The sequence below is a fragment of the Paenibacillus sp. LK1 genome, assembly GCF_002750415.1.
GTDB classification, from domain to species: Bacteria; Bacillota; Bacilli; order Paenibacillales; family Paenibacillaceae; genus Paenibacillus; species Paenibacillus taichungensis.
Window position 1 is genome coordinate 67,111 of the sequence record NZ_PEII01000008.1, and the last position, 17,452, is coordinate 84,562.

At 44.5% G+C, this 17,452-nt stretch carries 15 protein-coding genes and 1 pseudogene; 11 read left to right on the forward strand and 5 right to left on the reverse strand.

Annotation, left to right across the window (positions count from 1 at the left end):
* The first annotated feature begins 190 nt into the window (after positions 1-190).
* From CS562_RS33495 to rlmH, 3 genes are all read left to right on the forward strand, one after another.
* Positions 191-712: a hypothetical protein gene (locus CS562_RS33495; RefSeq protein WP_240342994.1), complete on the forward strand. Its 522-nt coding sequence runs from the start codon at positions 191-193 to the stop codon at positions 710-712.
* Between the two features lie 323 nt (positions 713-1,035).
* Positions 1,036-1,203 (forward strand): CxxH/CxxC protein, encoded by a 168-nt coding sequence (locus CS562_RS18365; protein ID WP_063870633.1) that lies wholly within the window; start codon positions 1,036-1,038, stop codon positions 1,201-1,203.
* 292 nt (positions 1,204-1,495) lie between these two features.
* Positions 1,496-1,975, forward strand: coding sequence for a 23S rRNA (pseudouridine(1915)-N(3))-methyltransferase RlmH (gene rlmH, locus CS562_RS18370; RefSeq protein WP_062327777.1), 480 nt, complete (start codon positions 1,496-1,498; stop codon positions 1,973-1,975).
* Between the two features lie 328 nt (positions 1,976-2,303).
* Here the strand turns inward: rlmH and CS562_RS18375 are convergent, their stop codons facing one another.
* Positions 2,304-2,690: an aldo/keto reductase gene (locus CS562_RS18375; RefSeq protein ID WP_083678755.1), complete on the reverse strand. Its 387-nt coding sequence runs from the start codon at positions 2,688-2,690 to the stop codon at positions 2,304-2,306.
* Positions 2,691-2,863: 173 nt separating this feature from the next.
* Here CS562_RS18375 and CS562_RS18380 point away from each other — a divergent pair, with 173 nt between their 5' ends.
* Both CS562_RS18380 and CS562_RS18385 read left to right on the forward strand, forming a co-directional pair.
* Positions 2,864-3,454 carry a sensor domain-containing protein gene (locus CS562_RS18380; RefSeq protein ID WP_099857755.1) on the forward strand — a complete coding sequence of 197 codons (591 nt, stop codon included), beginning with the start codon at positions 2,864-2,866 and terminating at the stop codon, positions 3,452-3,454.
* Between the two features lie 112 nt (positions 3,455-3,566).
* Complete coding sequence (locus CS562_RS18385) at positions 3,567-5,369, forward strand: helix-turn-helix transcriptional regulator (protein ID WP_180287178.1); 1,803 nt, start codon at positions 3,567-3,569, stop codon at positions 5,367-5,369.
* 126 nt (positions 5,370-5,495) lie between these two features.
* Here the strand turns inward: CS562_RS18385 and CS562_RS18390 are convergent, their stop codons facing one another.
* On the reverse strand, positions 5,496-7,547 hold the full coding sequence (locus CS562_RS18390) for a serine hydrolase domain-containing protein (RefSeq protein WP_099857996.1): 2,052 nt from the start codon (positions 7,545-7,547) through the stop codon (positions 5,496-5,498).
* Between the two features lie 272 nt (positions 7,548-7,819).
* Between CS562_RS18390 and CS562_RS18395 the strand changes: the two genes are divergently transcribed.
* Entirely contained in the window at positions 7,820-8,350 is a 531-nt protein-coding gene (locus CS562_RS18395; RefSeq protein WP_076287203.1) for a DedA family protein, read from the forward strand.
* A 126-nt stretch (positions 8,351-8,476) separates the two neighbouring features.
* Here CS562_RS18395 and CS562_RS18400 read toward each other — a convergent pair whose 3' ends face one another.
* On the reverse strand, positions 8,477-9,505 hold the full coding sequence (locus CS562_RS18400) for an NAD-dependent epimerase/dehydratase family protein (RefSeq protein ID WP_099857759.1): 1,029 nt from the start codon (positions 9,503-9,505) through the stop codon (positions 8,477-8,479).
* Between the two features lie 252 nt (positions 9,506-9,757).
* Here CS562_RS18400 and CS562_RS18405 point away from each other — a divergent pair.
* Positions 9,758-9,886 (forward strand): annotated as a pseudogene (locus CS562_RS18405) (ATP-binding cassette domain-containing protein); the annotation flags it as partial.
* Between the two features lie 762 nt (positions 9,887-10,648).
* On the opposite strand, the gene CS562_RS18415 reads toward CS562_RS18405, so the two are convergent.
* Complete coding sequence (locus CS562_RS18415; protein ID WP_099857760.1) at positions 10,649-11,098, reverse strand: HEAT repeat domain-containing protein; 450 nt, start codon at positions 11,096-11,098, stop codon at positions 10,649-10,651.
* A gap of 172 nt (positions 11,099-11,270) precedes the next feature.
* Positions 11,271-12,248, reverse strand: coding sequence for a YndJ family transporter (locus tag CS562_RS18420; RefSeq protein ID WP_099857762.1), 978 nt, complete (start codon positions 12,246-12,248; stop codon positions 11,271-11,273).
* 393 nt (positions 12,249-12,641) lie between these two features.
* On the opposite strand from CS562_RS18420, the gene CS562_RS18425 reads away from it, so the two are divergent.
* From CS562_RS18425 to CS562_RS18440, 4 genes are all read left to right on the forward strand, one after another.
* Positions 12,642-13,301, forward strand: a complete 660-nt coding sequence (locus CS562_RS18425) for a hypothetical protein (RefSeq protein ID WP_246317866.1) — start codon at positions 12,642-12,644, stop codon at positions 13,299-13,301.
* A gap of 33 nt (positions 13,302-13,334) precedes the next feature.
* Entirely contained in the window at positions 13,335-14,597 is a 1,263-nt protein-coding gene (locus CS562_RS18430; protein WP_099857767.1) for a polysaccharide deacetylase family protein, read from the forward strand.
* Between the two features lie 184 nt (positions 14,598-14,781).
* Positions 14,782-16,905 (forward strand): 5'-nucleotidase C-terminal domain-containing protein, encoded by a 2,124-nt coding sequence (locus CS562_RS18435; RefSeq protein WP_099857769.1) that lies wholly within the window; start codon positions 14,782-14,784, stop codon positions 16,903-16,905.
* Positions 16,906-17,097: 192 nt separating this feature from the next.
* Entirely contained in the window at positions 17,098-17,436 is a 339-nt protein-coding gene (locus CS562_RS18440; protein ID WP_076287210.1) for a hypothetical protein, read from the forward strand.
* The last annotated feature ends 16 nt before the right edge of the window (positions 17,437-17,452 follow it).

Consider the following 17,452-nt stretch of genomic DNA (forward strand, 5'->3'; position numbering starts at 1 on the left):
CCAAATTCATGAGGTTACAGGGGGAATTTTGTCGTTTCCCAATGATAGGTTAGGACCAGAGCCAAAGTCTCTGTTATAGAGGGTTTCATTTATGGTAAACTGTTGGGAATGTGTTGGTGATGGGCGGCTGTGCGAGTAACATCTGTTTGTCGATCTGTATTCTCAATCTGGATTGGAAGGGGTTAATTCAATGAAACGTTTGACGAAAACCATGTTGGGGGGAACAGGCCTGGTGTCTGCGCTGTTTGTTTTGTCCGCATGTACTTCTGAGGTGTCCCCGTCAGGGACTGCTGATGTTAGTGGTTTACAGGAGAAGATTACAGGTTTGGAGAAGAAGCTTGCGGACCAGAGTGAGAAGAATAGTGAGCAGAACAAAAAGATCGCGGATCTGGAGAAGAAGCTGGAGGAGCTGAGCACCACCGTGATTGCAGTGAATGAGCCTGGCGGTAAAGCACCTGTTGGCTCGGGAAATAACGGATCGGCTGGAAAGGGCGATGGGGTGCTGATTACGTTTGCCCAGTATGAAAAGCTTGAGGTCGGCATGGCGGTGGAGGAAGTTATCGATATCCTTGGCGGCGAAGGCGAGGCATTGAGCGAAGCGGAAAATATGGTGGTTTATAACTATAAGGGCACCGGGGGTTCGGGAGCCAATGCAGTAATCGCATTCCAGGGCGGCAAGTTGCTGACGAAGGCGCAGTCGGGGCTGGAGTAAGACCCATATCTATTGAGGGTGGATTGAATACAATCGGACGATGGATTTCATATGTGTGGTAATCTGAATAGTAACGAATGAGTGGGATAGATTCGGAATTTGGAGAAGTGTTACTTTGGGATGCCAACGGGGTGTCGAGAAGTGACGCTTTTTTGGTTTTTTTGTGCTGAAATGAGAGGATTGACGGAAGTTGGACACGATAAATGGGGGCTAGGGGTTTCTTTTCCGCGGCAGGTGTGATAGAACAGAGAAGTGGCTATCCTGTATGGATAAGCGGTTGTGAATCGGGAGCATAGCTGGATACAGAAAGGATGCTTGAACGGATGTACGTTGTATGCAAAGAACACGTGGACATCGCCATTGACATGTTTGTTGATGAGTATGAGGACGCTCCGGATATCGTTGATCTGAAGGAGACGGAATTTGCCGATTGGGACCCGCCTGCGAAGTGCGCCGAGTGCGAACAAAAGGCCGAGTATCTGGTCGTTTAGCGTACTGTGTAGGCATCCGCAGTTGGTGCGTCTGTCATGGATGCACTCGCTCGCCTGCCATCCGGTATGAACATCACAGGTAAGGAGCAAAGAGAGCGTGTCGGAGCGCTCTTTTTGTGTTTTTGGCGTGTTTTGAATGTAATAGCGTGTCTCGGATTCTTTAGGTTTTAAAGGAGCCGTAATGGGGCTGGATAAGGTATGTGGAGTTCGTTAGCTTTATTGGAACAAACGATGCGTTGAAGCATCTTACTTATAGATTATCTCGCAAGACGATTAGGAGGAATGAATCTTCATGTTGATTCAGATTATTGGCGTAGGCAAACTGAAGGAAAAATATTTGACGCTGGGCATTCAGGAATATGCCAAGCGGCTCGCCCCGTACATCAAGTTTCAGATGATCGAGGTCGCAGACGAAAAAGCGCCCGACACCCTGAGCGAAGCCGAGGTGCGGGCGGTGAAGGAGCGCGAGGGTGAACGCATCCTCGCACATGTGAAGAGCGAGGCGCATGTGGTTGCGCTCGCATTGGACGGCCAGCTCTGGAGTTCCGAGGAGCTGGCTATGGAGATCGACAAGCTCGGCACGTATGGGACGAGCCATGTCGTGTTTGTCATCGGAGGAAGCCATGGGCTCTCTGATGAGGTGCTGCGCCGCGCGAAGCAGCGCTTGAGCTTCGGGCGCATGACTCTGCCGCACCAGTTGATGCGGCTGGTGCTGGTGGAGCAGATTTATCGCGCAGTGAAGATTAATCGAGGTGAACCATATCACAAATAGAACGAATGCAAACGAAAGAGTAAACTTGAATAATTGTATGGTGCTATCTCAAATGCATATCAGTAAACGTAAATGATAGCTCATTTTAACAAAAAATCATGTTAATACTGAAGAAAATAGCGGTCTAGGAGCTTATTCCTTAAACGCCATTTTTGATTTTGGTCAATTACTACTTTCTCAAGCAAGTTATGGTGGGTAAGTGAAATCGCCCTACCTCCACCATGCTTACTGATTTAGCAACGTCATGGAATTTGCAGGATAGCGGTCACTAACAGCCGTGCCTACTGGAATCGTTTTATCTATAAAATCCTTAACATCTTTAGGTAGCTCAATGTCTAGCTCCTATATTTTCTGCCACGTAAGAACTCTTTTTTGTCCCAGGTATAGGAACCAAGTCTTCGCCGTTAGACAGTAACCATGCTAAAGCAAGCTGAGGAGGATTAATATGCAGCTCATTAGCTAATTCTTCTAAACGTTGAACCAATGCAAGATTGTAAGTGAAATTGTCTCCCTGGAATCGTGGTGTATTCCCTCTGTAATCATCTTCTACGAGTGTATCAACAGATTTGATCTTTCCAGTTAAGAACCCACGCCCTAAGGGGCTATAGTGTACAACTGCAATATTAAGTTCACGGCAGAGGGGGAGTATTTCTTCTTCTATATGCAGCAACGAGCAGGACAGCTCCCCAGATGAACTACTTTCGGCCTCGAGCATTAGACCATATTGCAAAAAAACACCCGGATGAAGATGTGACTGAATTGGTCGCAGCTAATTTGGTATTTGAACAGCTCCGTTCATTTCATGTCACATGACATTATGACACTGGCGGATATGACATCAAGATCCATAGAATACATCTACTACTTGGAAAGGATGTGGACTATTTGATGGCCAGAACCGTCGTCAGCTTTGTTCAAAATGGCTATTTCCTGCTGCTTACTTTTGTCACAGGATTGTTTTACTTCAGTTTTTATCTGGTCGCTCTTACATTGGGCGTGAGCCTTTCGTTTACCGTCGCGGGCGTTCCTCTCCTGACTCACGTTATGCGGACGACAACCGCCTTCCTGCAATTTGAACGAGTACAGACCAAAATTTATACGGACATTACCACCGAGCCTTGCGTTAAAACCGTGAATGTCGATGTGTCCAACTGGCTCCAAGTGAAAAAGGAGCTGCTGAATCTACGCAACTGGATCGCAATTTGCTGGCTGCTGCTGAAATTTCCGATAGGGATATTTAGTCTGATCAGTGCGATCTTGCTCTACGCGGCGCCGCTTATATTGATTGCGGTTCCGTTCCTCTATCGGTTCATCGACCTTTCCTTTATGGGTATGCCGGCAGTAGATACGGTTGCCAAAGCCATGATGGTGTCGGCTACAGGGGGCGTATTGATGATGGTGAGCTACAGGCTTACGGACCGCTTGACGCGCCTGATAGGCGGCTACACGGTCCTGATGATCAAGCATGTGAACCGGTAGACGTCATGCCGGGCTTCGCTGCATAGGTCGTCGGATGGTAGTTTAGGCTATAGCAGTTTACTCAATACTAGTTACGTAATGTCATACTGAGAGTCTTTAGGGGTTGATGATTTTGTTTGATATGGTCAAGCAATGGTACTGGTACGACTGGCTCATGTTCATAATTCGTCTGATATGCAGCATTTCTCTCATGTTTACGACCATAGGGCTAGAGCAATATTTCACGCTGCCGATTGTGGTTCTTGTGCTGTGGCAGTTGATTGCTTTTTCTGTTCCATGGCTTTGCTTGCAGCTCGATTTTAAATACTACCTGTTTACTGAAATCGTGATCTCGGGCGGGTTGTGCTTATATCTGGCTTCATTTTTTCCACAAGCCTACTTCTCATTCCTGCTGTATGCCTTTTTAATTGCTGCCCACAGTTCGCAAAGGAGTTATCTCTGGTCAGGGCCTATATCCATATTGCTTCTGCCTGCCATAATCAAGTTGCTTGCAGAGCAGAGTGAATACTGGGTCATGGCCGTTCACATTGGGCTGGCGTATATTTTTGGATTTTCCTTCCATTTACTTGCGCTCAATTCTCGCCAAGGCGAAATTATCCGCGACCAAAATGGGGTGCTGGAGCAGTATCTGTCCCAAATTGAGCGCATTACGCTTGCCGAAGAGCGGAACCGGCTGTCCAAAGAGCTTCACGATACCGTCGGCCATGCCTACACTTCGCTGATTATGGGATTGGAAACGTTGCGTCCTGAGCTGACAACGGATACAGGAACAGAAAGGCTTAACTCCCTATTGAACCTGGGCCGCAAAAATATGGAGGAGGTCAGAAGCTACGTGCATCAAATCGAATCGCCGCATGAGGCGCTCCCGCTGCTTCAGTCTTTGAGGAAGCTGGCGGAGGAGTTTCAGGAGCATGCCAACGTGACGGTTCGTTTCCATGCCTACGGGGAGGAATACCCTGTAACGAAGCAAGCGAAGACAGCACTCTATCGCTGCCTGCAAGAGTCGTTGACGAATGCTGTGCGTCATGGGAACTCGACAGAGATTAAGGTGTCCGTGCAATTCGAGCCCCAGCAGACGAGACTGGAAATCCAAGATAACGGCCGCGGGATAGAGCATGTGAGAGAGGGCTTCGGCCTCAGTGCCATGAAGGAGCGGGCGATGAACTTGCAAGGCCATGTGGCCGTCTATACGGAGCCGGAAGAAGGCACTCTGGTAACCTGTACGCTGCCTAGACAAACGGAGCCTAAGGATGAAGTCATCCGTCTGTTGGTTGTCGATGATCAGCCCTTTATTCGTGAAAGCCTGCGAACTCTGCTGGAGGAGCAGCAGGATTTGCAGGTTGTTGGGACGGCAGAGGATGGCGAGCAAGCGATCGAGCTGTGCAGGCAGGTTCAGCCGCAGCTGGTGCTTATGGATCTGGAAATGCCGAATATGGATGGAATCTCCGCATCCCGTAAGATAAAAGAATTGTGGCCCGACATCCGCATTCTGATTCTCACCACGTTCGAGGATACCCAACAGGCTCTAGAGGCGATGCGAAGCGGGGTGGACGGGTACTTGTTGAAGTCCATGCAGCCGTTAGATCTGGCTGAAACGATACGCACGGTCTACCGCAGGGGCACGCTGATCGATCAGGGGATGTCGCACAAATTGTTTGCCCAACTGGAAGCGGACAATAACGGGGATGATCCTTCGTTAGTCAAAGAAGCGTCATCGGCCTATGAGTTAACGCCGCGGGAGCTTGAAATTTTACAGTTCGTGTCCAAAGGGCTGCGATATAAAAGCATTGCTTCCAAATTATATTTATCCGATGGTACGGTTCGAAACTATGCATCATCAGCTTATATGAAGCTGGGGGTCCGCAACCGGGAGGAAGCGGTGGAAAAAGCCAGGGAGGCCGGGCTTCTGGAATAACCCCCGAGTTATGTATTATGGTGGCGGATGCCGGCATACGGAGTGATTGTGCTTCGTATGTCGGCATCCGCCATTTAGCTTTTTAAAGGCCGTTTTTTACTTATTCAGAATTAGGGTTTACGTTCATTACCGTTTGGCAATTGGCAATGTGTAGTAATCAAATGCCAGATCCAATAAGGCACTCGCTTCCTGCCGCTTCAGTAGTTGCTTGGAACGGAAGTTGATCGAGCCGTCCGGATTGATCTTAGTATCCGGGTCCATGATGCCTTGGGATACAAGGGTTGTGATGGCTTTAACTGCCCAGGCATCACTTTCGCCACGCAATGTAACCTTCTTGGATCCAGGCTCAGCTTGCCTCAGGTTTTGGATCATCACTGCCGCCATCTCTCTGGTGATAGGAGAATTAGAATTATAATTAGGCACTCCGGACAACATCTGCTTCTTGTTGGGTTCAATCGTATCAGGCATGCTTTCCCAGCCATGGGCGTGTATCAGCAATGCCGAGAACTCACCCTGAGTTAACGTTCCATTCGGATTGAAGCGGGTAGCTGTTTTTCCGTCCATGATCTTTAAAGCATGGAGATTTTGAATATAAGACGCATACTTGCTGCCGGCCGGTACATCAGTGAATTTCGCATTCATATTTAATTTTTGTGCATAACCCACGTAGTGAGGAAGTGCCATGTAATAGAAATAGGTGATTTTGCCTGCCCCATTTTTTTGAAAGGCTACTTTATTGCCTGATTCATCCTCAAAGAGTAAAGGATGGATCATTTTCAGCGTACTCTTGCCCAGATCTCCTGTCTCCGTAACCAATTTTCCGTTTGAATAGGAAACGAGGGTCCGCATGGATCCAAGACGCGTGTTTTGGTACAATCCCACGTAGTCCTTGGCCTGCTGCTCACTGATTGCCGAATAGGATGGCTTTGGAGCCGCTTCTTTTCTCGGATAGTAATGATTCATAAATTCCTCATACACGTCGAGACTCATCATGGAGTCGTTATTGTAGGACATGTAGAACGCTGTATTTTTCTCTGGAAGAAGAACAATTAAGGACGAATGACCGGTCACATTTCCCCCTTTGATAACCACATGTTGACCATTCATCTTCTCTTTGAAGTAGCCTTCAAATCCGATGGTTGTGACAGGGTAGTCTTTGTCAGGGAACACCTGATAGGTGTGCATTTGGTCAATGCTCTTGGCACTTAAGATTTGTTTGCCTTTATACGTTCCTTTGTTCAGATGCATCATAAGGTACTTCACCATGTCATCTGCGTTTGATACCATGCCGCCGCTAGGCCGATCGGTTGGTATGAATCCCTCCAAGGGGATTAGCTTGCCTTTAGGATCATAATGGGCAGCCATTTTGCTGAGCAGTTCGGGTTTAAACCGCACATTCGTCGAGTTCATGCCCAGCGGCTTGAAAATATTGTCCTCCATATACTGGGCGTATGACGTGCCGGCTACTTGCCCTACCGCATACCCCGCCAGTGTGAACCCAAAATTATCGTAGGTATACGCTTCCCCCGGAGGTCTGACAATCGTCGGCATATTCGCTTCAAGAGCCTCCTTCATCGGGTAGAATTGCTTCACATATTCCGGCTTCGATCCCGAGAGAATATCCGGTTTGTCAAAGCCGCTGGTATACGTAAGCAGATCGTACATCGTTAGTTTTTTGCCTGTCTTATTCGGTACCTTCATCCCTCCCAGGTATTCCTGGATATCGTGATGCAAATCAATTTTTCCCTTATCGACCAGCTGCATCGCTGCCAATGCCGTGAACTGCTTCGTTACAGAACCAATTTGGAAAACGGTGCTGCTGTCTACCGGAATTTTATTTTCCCTGTCGGCATAACCGTACCCCTTGCTTAATAGCACTTTACCATTCGAAACGACCGCGAAATTAGAACCAACCGTATTATACTTTTTCATCGCATCCGCAAAAATGCCATCTGCAAAGGTCTCCAGTTCCTTGGTATCCAGCGGTCCCTCTAGTTGTTTGGCATCCTGCGGCGCCTTCAGGCTGGTAACCTCAGATGTAACTGGCGGGTGAGTCTGCGGGGCATTGGATGCGTTCCCTACTTGCGTACAAGCGTTAATGACTGTACCCGTTAACACCAGAACAGTTAATAGTAGAACTGCGCGATTCTTGTGAATCCATTTCTTCGTGTTCCTCATATTCTTCGTATTCTTCATAAATGATATCTCCTTAACCATTGGATTTGCCTTTTAACCATCGGCTGAGCCCAGTATCGCAAAGGAGTTGTCACACCAACAAGTTGCATTTCGTCATCTATGACATTCCAGCTATTTAGAAAGCGTCATGTGACAATTCGGCACTAGGTTTATTTACAAGGGAGGCAGTAGGATACCAGGAAGGGCGATGAAACATTCAGGAGACGAGGACAGTCTTCCTTGCCCAAAGCCATTAGAACTGGAGTGTGAACATCATGGCTTTCTTACAAGATATTGTTATCCAGTACGGTTATATTGGCATCTTCTTATGCCTTGCGCTTGGCATTATTGGTTTGCCTGTGCCTGATGAGGTTCTCATGACGATTGTTGGCTATCTTTCTTCAATTGGGCTGCTTTATTTTCCGATATCCCTTGTGATCAGCGTAATCGGGGCTATGACTGGTATGCTGTGCAGTTACTCCCTTGGGCGGAAGTTCGGCAAGCCGTTGCTGTGGAAGTATGGAAAATGGGTCAGGCTCACGACCAAAAGGTTAGAGAAAACAGAGAATTGGTTTCAGCGTTACGGCCCCTGGGCGATATGCATTGGTTACTATATACCAGGGTTCCGTCATCTGACTTGTTATCTTGCAGGGATGAGTGCTATGAGCCCACGGAAATATATACTCTACTCGGGCCTCGGAGCCTTGTGCTGGTGTTCGATTTTTATTACAATTGGTTATTTTCTAGGGAGATATATTGATTTTTCGGATTATTATGCTTCTATTTTTGGATTGTTTTCCTCTTGAGAATAGAGGGCGAAAGGAAGTACAGCGCTATATTGAGTGATGTATGTGAGTATTTTCCAGAAAGATGAACAATAAAAGTGTAGCCTCCCGCAATAGGGAGGCTACACTTTTATTTGCGTTAATATGTTATCCTTTGTTTTTATCCTTCAACATTTTTTCCATGGCTTCTATGACTGTAGTATTGGGTTCTGTATACTGATACGCGTACACGTCAGGATAGTTAGTCTTGTACTCTATGCGGTTTAACATACGAGGTACCATATCTTGATAGTATGACGTTGAATGACAATGGCTCAATATATCCGCCGCTTCATCTCCAGGGATAATTCGAGCAGCATGACCTAACACGGCTTTAATCTGTTCATCTGTAAATTGTTCTTTAATCAAATTTAAGAGGGTAGAGTATGTTGATTTAAAAGCAGAGGCGAAATGACGCGTTCCATTCGCTTCAGTCGATTTCATCAAAGCAATATTCATTGCCGCGGCATCGCGCACATCAACCCCATACAATTGCGAATCTGCCATAGCTCTATCGCCGCGAAGCATGGCATAGATCATATCATTGTGCCAAGGCGCAAAGCTTGGTCCCATGACATGCGTAGGATGGATCGTTGTCATGATTATATTTGTTGTATTTTCATCGGAGAGGATAAATGACCAGGCTGCTCTTTCTTCCATCGTCTTCGATACCATATTGTGGTCGAATAAGCCTTCCCTGTCTTCATTGGTCCAGTCATCCTCTGTAAACGTCGTTTTTGACGGATCATCGTTGCCATAAGCAATAGTTGACTCTGCAGTGGTGTGCACGATCTTTTTAACAGTGCCTGATTGGGCAGCCATTTGCAAGAGCATGCGGATTCCTTTTTCTTTCGTGCGGCCCCTATCTTTAAATGTTTTGTCGTCGGGACTGGAGGCACTCCCCTGATTAAAAATCCACTTCGCTTCACTTAATACTTCATGCCAATTTTCTGTTTCACCTAGGTTTGCTTTGTAAAATTTTACGTTTGGTAGCATCGTTTGAAGCTGCCCAGCTTTTGCTTCATTTCGGTACGTTCCGACAATCTGCGTATAACCTATATCTGTTAACTTTTTGGCAACCCATGCGCCAATATAACCTGTTACCCCAATAATAACAATCTTATCGTTTAGCTCCATTTTTACGTATCCCCTCTCAACAACATTGAATGATAATAATATCTCCTGAGCATTGAGGCTGTATTTCTTCAATATAATGATAAGTGTTAAAGTGGACTTTAAGTCAAATTGTATTTTTTATATAAAGTGAGCTTAGGATATAAGCAAAAGAATTAAAGGAAATATTAATATTTCCAAGTGAGGGTAAGGGATACACATCGATTGAAGTTGTTTGTAAACAATGTTACTCTAACAACGGTAAACTCAAAACCTATGTTCATCAATACATCTAATAATAAGCTATATAAAAACATTTCATTCACGTTTGAAGAGGCACAACATTGCGCTTTTATAGGAACAAGTGGCAGTGGTAAAAGTACACTGATTGATATACTGATGGAAAACCATGCTTCAAGATGATTACAGTTATCCTTTTGGTTTTGGGTCTCTCTATATTTTCGCCAAATTAGGGACGGATGAGATACAAGATCTAGTAGCAGGTTTTTGGCAATTCTCATGATTTAGCGCAGGTGTGATAGTCGCCGACTTTCAATATCGTCGATGGTTGTTTTTCTAGCCCTTTTCGCCGATAGGCCCGTTAAACTGAACCGTACCATAAGTGACGGCGAAAAATAGCCTTGATGGGATCCTATGAGACCTTTAGTTTCAGATTTATGTTACGGATGATCCTCCAAGGCCTCTCTTGCTAGGCACATTCATCATCTACGAGCGCTGGGAAAACCGGGATGCCCTCGATCGGAACCTGAGCGCCCCCCGGATGCAGGAACTGGTGCCCCAGCTCTTAGAACTGATGGAGGGATCCATTGAGGAAGGGATTCGACTCCTGCAGCCGTTCCGCCTAGAGCAGTAAAACGCAATGGAGGAGGAAAAAACGTTGGCAACGATCGATGATTTTGCAGCACTAGATATTCGTGTCGGAACGATTAAATGCATTCATACTTCAAAGTGCTAAAGAGTGAGATAAAATCTGGTGACAATCTAAATAATAAGAAATAAAGAAGCCACTCCATTTTTCTGGAGTGGCTTTGTACTCAGCTATTATACGGTAAACGGTATAATAGCGATCGTGATAAAGCAAAGGGTCGAGTGTTAAATCAGCCGTTTGGAGACTGTCCAAAGACTACATTGTAGCCTGCACGGCAGCTATTTTCTACCTAGTGTCTCCCAAATTCCATGGAGCCAGGAATCGAACTCAGCATCTTTGTCGCCCTCGTAAGTATCATAAATATCCAGGCGTGTCTTTTGCAGTTTTTCCTTGAATTGCTCAAATGTGTGACCTTCAGGAAGGCTTTTTTTAATTCGCAGCAAAATTTTGTTAAGACCTTTAAACAGCTCACCTTTGTTTTTGGCAGGCATTTGAACATCTTCATCCAACTGCTTCAGCTTGAAATATGCAGCTTCACGCACCTGGAACACCTGATCATTTTTCAAAACATGCTGCAGTAACTTAATGGTAGGGGCTGTATCCCAGTTCCCCAATTCGTTCACCGCATTTAGTCTTTCTCTCCAACTCGTCCGATTAGCCGCTCGTTTGAGCTCTTCAAAGTTTTCCGGTAGTTCGTTAACTGCTCCAATATCATGGTTGTTCGTCAAAATTCAATCTCCTTAATCATCGCCATCTCGGCAGAATGATGAATGTTATTTATGTGAACACTATTATAGCACGAACGTGACTAAACTACTCCTATGAAGCCGATTGACACCCTATACATCACATTCACCAATTCATGTTTTTGTATGTAATCACTCATATAGATGTATCAACCTATCTATTCTCCTTGACCATCTTTTTTCTCTTAATGAAGTCTACCGTGTACACCCAACCAATCAGTCCACATAAAACAAAACCAAATGCATGCAGAGATCCGTAAACGGGAATGAAATCAAGTATGGTTAAGAAAAATATCTTTTTTAGTAGCGGATATAAAAAGGAAAGCACAACAACCGTGTAAAAGGCTAGACAAGATAGGCCTAAAAAGAAGGTCGCCTTATTATCCAAAGCGTTTTTCCTCAAGTAAGCAAGGAGATAAGCGGTGTAAATCACAATATTACAGGCGAACAAAGTGACACCAATGTATTCAATTGGCTTGGAGAAAATCATACCAATAGCAATCAAGATGGGTCCGATGATATCGATGGCAACGACCCAGGGATACCAGCTTTTCTTCGTCATGATGCGTCCAAGTTCACCAATAAAAATTGGAACGATAGCAGATGAGAAATGAAAGTGAACTGAGCTTAATGCGTGCGTTGCAGGATTAGCTTGGAAGAGGTTCAATTGATATTGATATAAGGTAAACCAAATGCCCCCGATAAAAAAATAAACGAGCCCCGCTCCAATCGCTATTTCCGCTGCTTTTCCTTTAGCGATCACAATAGTGGTGAAGCCATAGATGCCAAGCAGCAGTGTGAACAGTAGCCACCCAAGGGACAGAATCCCTGGGATTGTCGTACTTTCTAACCCCCACATCTTACTACTCATTACCGAGGCTAGGGTAAGAAGCGCAGCGGGAAACTGGAGCCATTTCATAGCAGCATAAACCATTCGTTGATGTTTATTCTTTTCGTCATGGTTCATAAGTAAAATCACAAGAGGTACAATGACGAAAGCCGCAAAAAGTAGAAACTTTTCAACAAGTTCGAATTGAAAGTAATCAAGATAAAATATCAGAATGGTTATGATTCCACCGGGGAACGCTGGTGCTAATAATGATTTTATTAGTTGCTTCAGGGAACGATTCATGGGGTTTCCTTTCTAACTACGTTTATCGTAATAACTGCCTGCATCCAGTTGTGCAGCGTTCTTTAGTATAGATCGGCAATTCTTCTTTTAGTAGTCTAACACATTAATTTGTAAATATATGAAAATAAGCTTATCTTACTGTGGTTGATGGAGTCATGGAAAATAGCCCTACGAGACGCTGGAGTGATGTCCGCGTCTCTTTTTTCTGCGTTCTGATGTTTATTTATCGAATATATTAAAAAATAAAGGTAAATTTCCGATAATAAATATGCGGTTATATGCCATAAATCGACATTTATCAACATTATCCTAGAAAAGGTGATTTAATATATGTTTTCACCGTTCCAAAAGAAGAAGAGTAGACTTGAGCAGCAATCGAGAGAGGACCTTGACATGAGGAGGGACTTGGACGAGCCACAAGAGGAAGTGTCGCTAAATTTGACTCCTTCCGAGGTGAAGGAAGAGCCTTCAAGTTCTGTTTTAATCAATAAGGGTCTTATGGATAAGAGCTCGCTTGATCTGGTATTCGCCGTAGAGCAGATGATTAAGGACAAGCAGCATGTCGAAATGAGTCATAATGATTTGCAGGATCGATTAAACCATTCGAACGGACAAAACGATCGTTTAAACAGAGACCTAAAGAACTTGGGCAAGGTCATTGAGGAACGCGAGAAGAGCATTTTGGAGCTGGAGCGAAAGCTGGCCGATAAGAATCTGAAGGTCGATCAAATAATGGAAGACTTTCGGGAGCTTCAATCCACTATGTCTGGTCAAAATGAGGAGCTTAAAGGTGTAATTGAGCTTGAACGCCAGAATTATGCCGGCCTGCTTCAGAAGCACAATGAGATGATTACCGATAAGAATAAGAGAATCAGCGAGCTTGAGGAGAAGAATGTAAGATATGAATCCGAGCTCACTCAAATGAAACAGAAATTCGATGCTCTTCGCCAGGAGAAAACGCATTTGCTTAATGTTGTAAATGACTTTACTAACAGATTGACATCTCCGTTTGCATCGAACGCAGGAACAACCGAGGAATCTCCAATCGATTAAAGTCATTGCTGATCGGAAGAGAGGACGAATGGTATGGAGACATACATTACGCAGGTAATGGAGCTGTTATCGCTTGGGAAGACCTCGGATGGTGTAAATCAAATCACGGTCGCAGTGTCCCAAGAGGATAGGCAAGCTATATACGAAATTAATATTGACGAGTTTACATATATTGGGCTTGAAATGTTGAAGCCACTAAATGGAGACAGGATCAGACTCTCTCCCTATTCCAAGTGGGATCCATACCGAAATACCTTTTATAGTTCCATAATTAGAACTACAGAAGTTTCCCGGGATGTGCAGTATTTTGCATGCAGCGAAGCATACATAAATGAAATTAAGCGGATCAGGAACCTTCCGCCCGTTCCAGTGGAAGACAGAGTAGCGGAACCCGCTCAGCAACGGACACAACTCCTGCGGCAATTGTCTGCACACATGCCCAAAATTTTGATTCTGTCCCTGGTAACTATCGGCTTTCTGATTGTTCTATCTATCACTTCGAAGGGGAATGACGATTCTGCAAATACGTTTAGCGGATCAGTCGGGGTGGCGATGGCTGGGGAAAAAGACGATGATTTTGAAGCGCCGATGGTGCTTACAGCTATAAGTGAACCATACAAGACGGAAACTTCAGTTACGGCTGCCAGAACAAATCCTATCGTCCTATCATACGTATCCGATCAGCCTGACAGTAATCACGAATCCTTTGAAGTCATCGACATTGATAAAGAGGAGTCTTTCTTTGGTTTACCGAAGGAATATGTGGCTTTAACCTTTGATGATGGACCTTCCACACTCACGAAGCAGTTTGTGGACATTCTGACAGAACAGAAGGTAGCGGCAACATTTCTGTTTGTAGGGCAGAAGGTGGAACGAAATCGAGATGCTGTTATCTATGCGAGTGAACATGGAATGGCGATTGGGAATCATTCCTGGGATCACAGTTTGCTTCCAAAGGACACCCCACAGGATCAGAGCGAGAGCTTGTCGAAGACAAACAGCGTTCTGGAATCATTGACGCATAAAACGGTTACTTTGTTCCGTCCACCATACGGTGCAGTTAACAACAAACTTGTCTCCGAGGTTAAGAAGTTGAATATGAAGACCCTTCTCTGGAATCGAGATCCAGAGGACTGGAATGCGAAGAAGCCAGAGGATATTATTCGATACTTTCATCAGGTCGAAGCTGCTGGCGGAGTATATGTGCTGCATGAGAACAAAAACACATTAGAAGCACTTCCGGCTATTCTTAAACACTTAAAAGAAAAAAATTTAAAATTCGTCATCTTCAAATAAAAAAGACCTCAGAGCAGATTGAAACCCCAAGAACTAGCTTTGGTTAAAATCCAGATACAGGTATGTCCTTTCTCTATCAATCTTTAAATTTTTTACATCCATTTAATATATTCTACGACTTTTATGAATTGAACTATGGTAAAATATTTCAGGATCTATAATTGGAGAGGGGTTTTGTTAATTCATGTATTGGAAAAAAGTTCTGGGCCAAAGCACAATTCGTGTGGCAACTGCTGCACTATTACTCACCCAACTATTGGGCGCAGCGGGTTCTGTCTCTGCCGCAGGCAAAGATGTAGAAGTACACTTGATTGGTATCAATGACTTCCATGGTCAGTTAGATACCACATCGATCGTTAGTGATAAAAAGGCAGGAACGGCTCCAATTCTAGCAACCTACTTAAAAGAAGCTCAAGCAAAATATGAACATTCCCTACTCTTCCATAATGGAGACTCTGTGGGTGCATCTGCTCCAGTCTCATCTCTCGATCGTGACGAGCCTACCATGGAATGGATGAATATGATGGGCTTTGATGTAGGTTCTCTAGGCAATCATGAATTCGACCAAGGTATCGCTGCCTTGAAGGCACAAATCTTTGGTGGCCTTGATCCAAAAGAAGGCAAAGTAACTCATGCTGGTGCGAAATTTGATTACGTCAATGCAAACGTCATTGAAACTGCCACTGGCAAAACATTGATTAAGCCGTATGTTATTAAAGAAGTAGGCGGAGTCAAAATCGGATTCATCGGATTAGTGACTAAATCCACACCTGCCAAAGTATCCCCATCTGGGACAGCTGGTGTGCGTTTCTTAAGCGCAGAAGAAGAAGTTGAAGCCGTTAATAAATATGCAAAAGAATTGCAAGATCAAGGTGTAGAAACGATCATCGTTTTGGCACATGATCCAGCAACAACCAAAGAAGGCGTAACCACTGGAGAAGCGGCTGATTTAGCAAAAGCTTTGCCAGCAGATTCCCCTGTTGACGTTATCGTCGCAGGTGACAATCATGCCTTGGCTAACGGTGAAGTGAATGGAAAATTGATCGTTCAAGCGTTCTCTTATGGTACGGCATTTGAAGATATTAAATTGATGATTGACCCTGCTACTGGGGATGTAACTGAGAAATCAGCTACCGTTACAACGACTTTCCAAGAGGGTGTAAAAGAAGATCCTGAAACGTTGGCTATTATTAAAAAATCATTAGACAAGCATCCTGAGTTGACTAAGCCAGTTGGTACAACAGATGGTTCTGTTACCCGCACAGATGCTTATAATAACGAAGCCGCTCTGGGCAACCTCATTGCAGATTCAATGCGTGAAGCAGACTTTGGGGATAAGGCAAGTGCTGCTGACTTTGCATTTATGAATCCGGGTGGTATTCGTGCGGATCTGCCAAAAGGCGATGTGACCTTTGCTGATCTTGCTAAAATCCAACCTTTTGGCAATACTCTAGTGAAACTGGAGTTGACTGGCGAACAAATTAAAACGTTGTTGCAGCAACAATGGGGTACCAACGCTGACGGTACACCAAACACAAAAACTCTACAGATCTCTGGTTTGAAATATACTGCAGACTTCAACAAGCCAGTTGCAGAACGTGTTACTAGCCTTAGTCTGGAAGATGGCACACCTATTGATCCTGCAAAAACATATACAGCTGTAGTTAACAACTTTATGGCTGCAGGTGGAGATAACTATAAAGTGCTAGTAGATGCTAAATCATCCTTGGCTGGCCCTATCGATCTGGATGTATTCTACCAGTACATTGTAGATACGTATAAAGGCGCTGACATTGTGGCTAAAATCGAAGGACGTATCACGAATCTAGCTGCATCTACAGAGGAAACAGAAACACCTGCAACAACAGAATTCATTTCCCGTGCTGAATTTGTAAGTGCTCTTGTAGACCTGTTGAAACTGAACGAAGTAGCTACACTACCTGCATTCAAGGATGTTGCTGCTAACGCTTCATATGCAGATGCAATCGCTGAAGCGACTCATGCTGGATTCATTCAAGGTTACGGTGGTAACTTCAATCCTGATCGTGATATCACTCGTGAAGAAGCAGCTACCATTCTTGCTAAATTGCTGAAAGATCAAGCATCTGATAAAAATGCGGCTACGATCATTGCAGGTTTTGAAGATGGCAAAACCGTTTCTACCTATGCGGTGAAATCGATGGCAAAACTGATTGACAAAGGTATTCTTAGTGCAGCAGAGAAAAACCTGCTTCAACCTAAACAAGGTCTTTCTACTAACGATGCAAAAGCTTTAATTCAAAAAGCTGTTGCAGCAAAAGCTTCATAATTTAAAAAGAATCTATCATTCTCGAACCACCTGTGTAACAACACAGGTGGTTCTTTTTGTTTTGATGACAACCTTATAAGGCCCCTCAGGCCACCGGACAAACGCACTTTTTGTTCCTTGTCCACATTTATACCTTACCAAAACATTTGAAGTGCATTTAATAAAACTATCAATAATAAGGAGGTTTTGATAATGGGAAATAGAAGACCTGGAGGACCAAGAGGTGGTTATGACCCTGTTCAGATCTATAACTCTACTTCGTTTAATGCGTCTGGAAAAGTTGAATATGCATCCATCTTTTGTAGTGACGACAACTATAGTGTTCTGCGTGACGAGACTTGGAGAGCTTCCAGTCGTGGGGCTTGTTTGTTGACTAGAATCACCGCAACGGTTAGAACGCCAAGTGGGAATATTGAAGCCGAGCCGTATACTTCTTCCGGTACTTCTTACAGCCAGTTTGCCATTATACAGGTAGGGGTAAATAAGTTCCAAGTGACACGTGTTACTAGTGCCACGAGACGCCGCAAGTAATAACTGAAGCGATCAT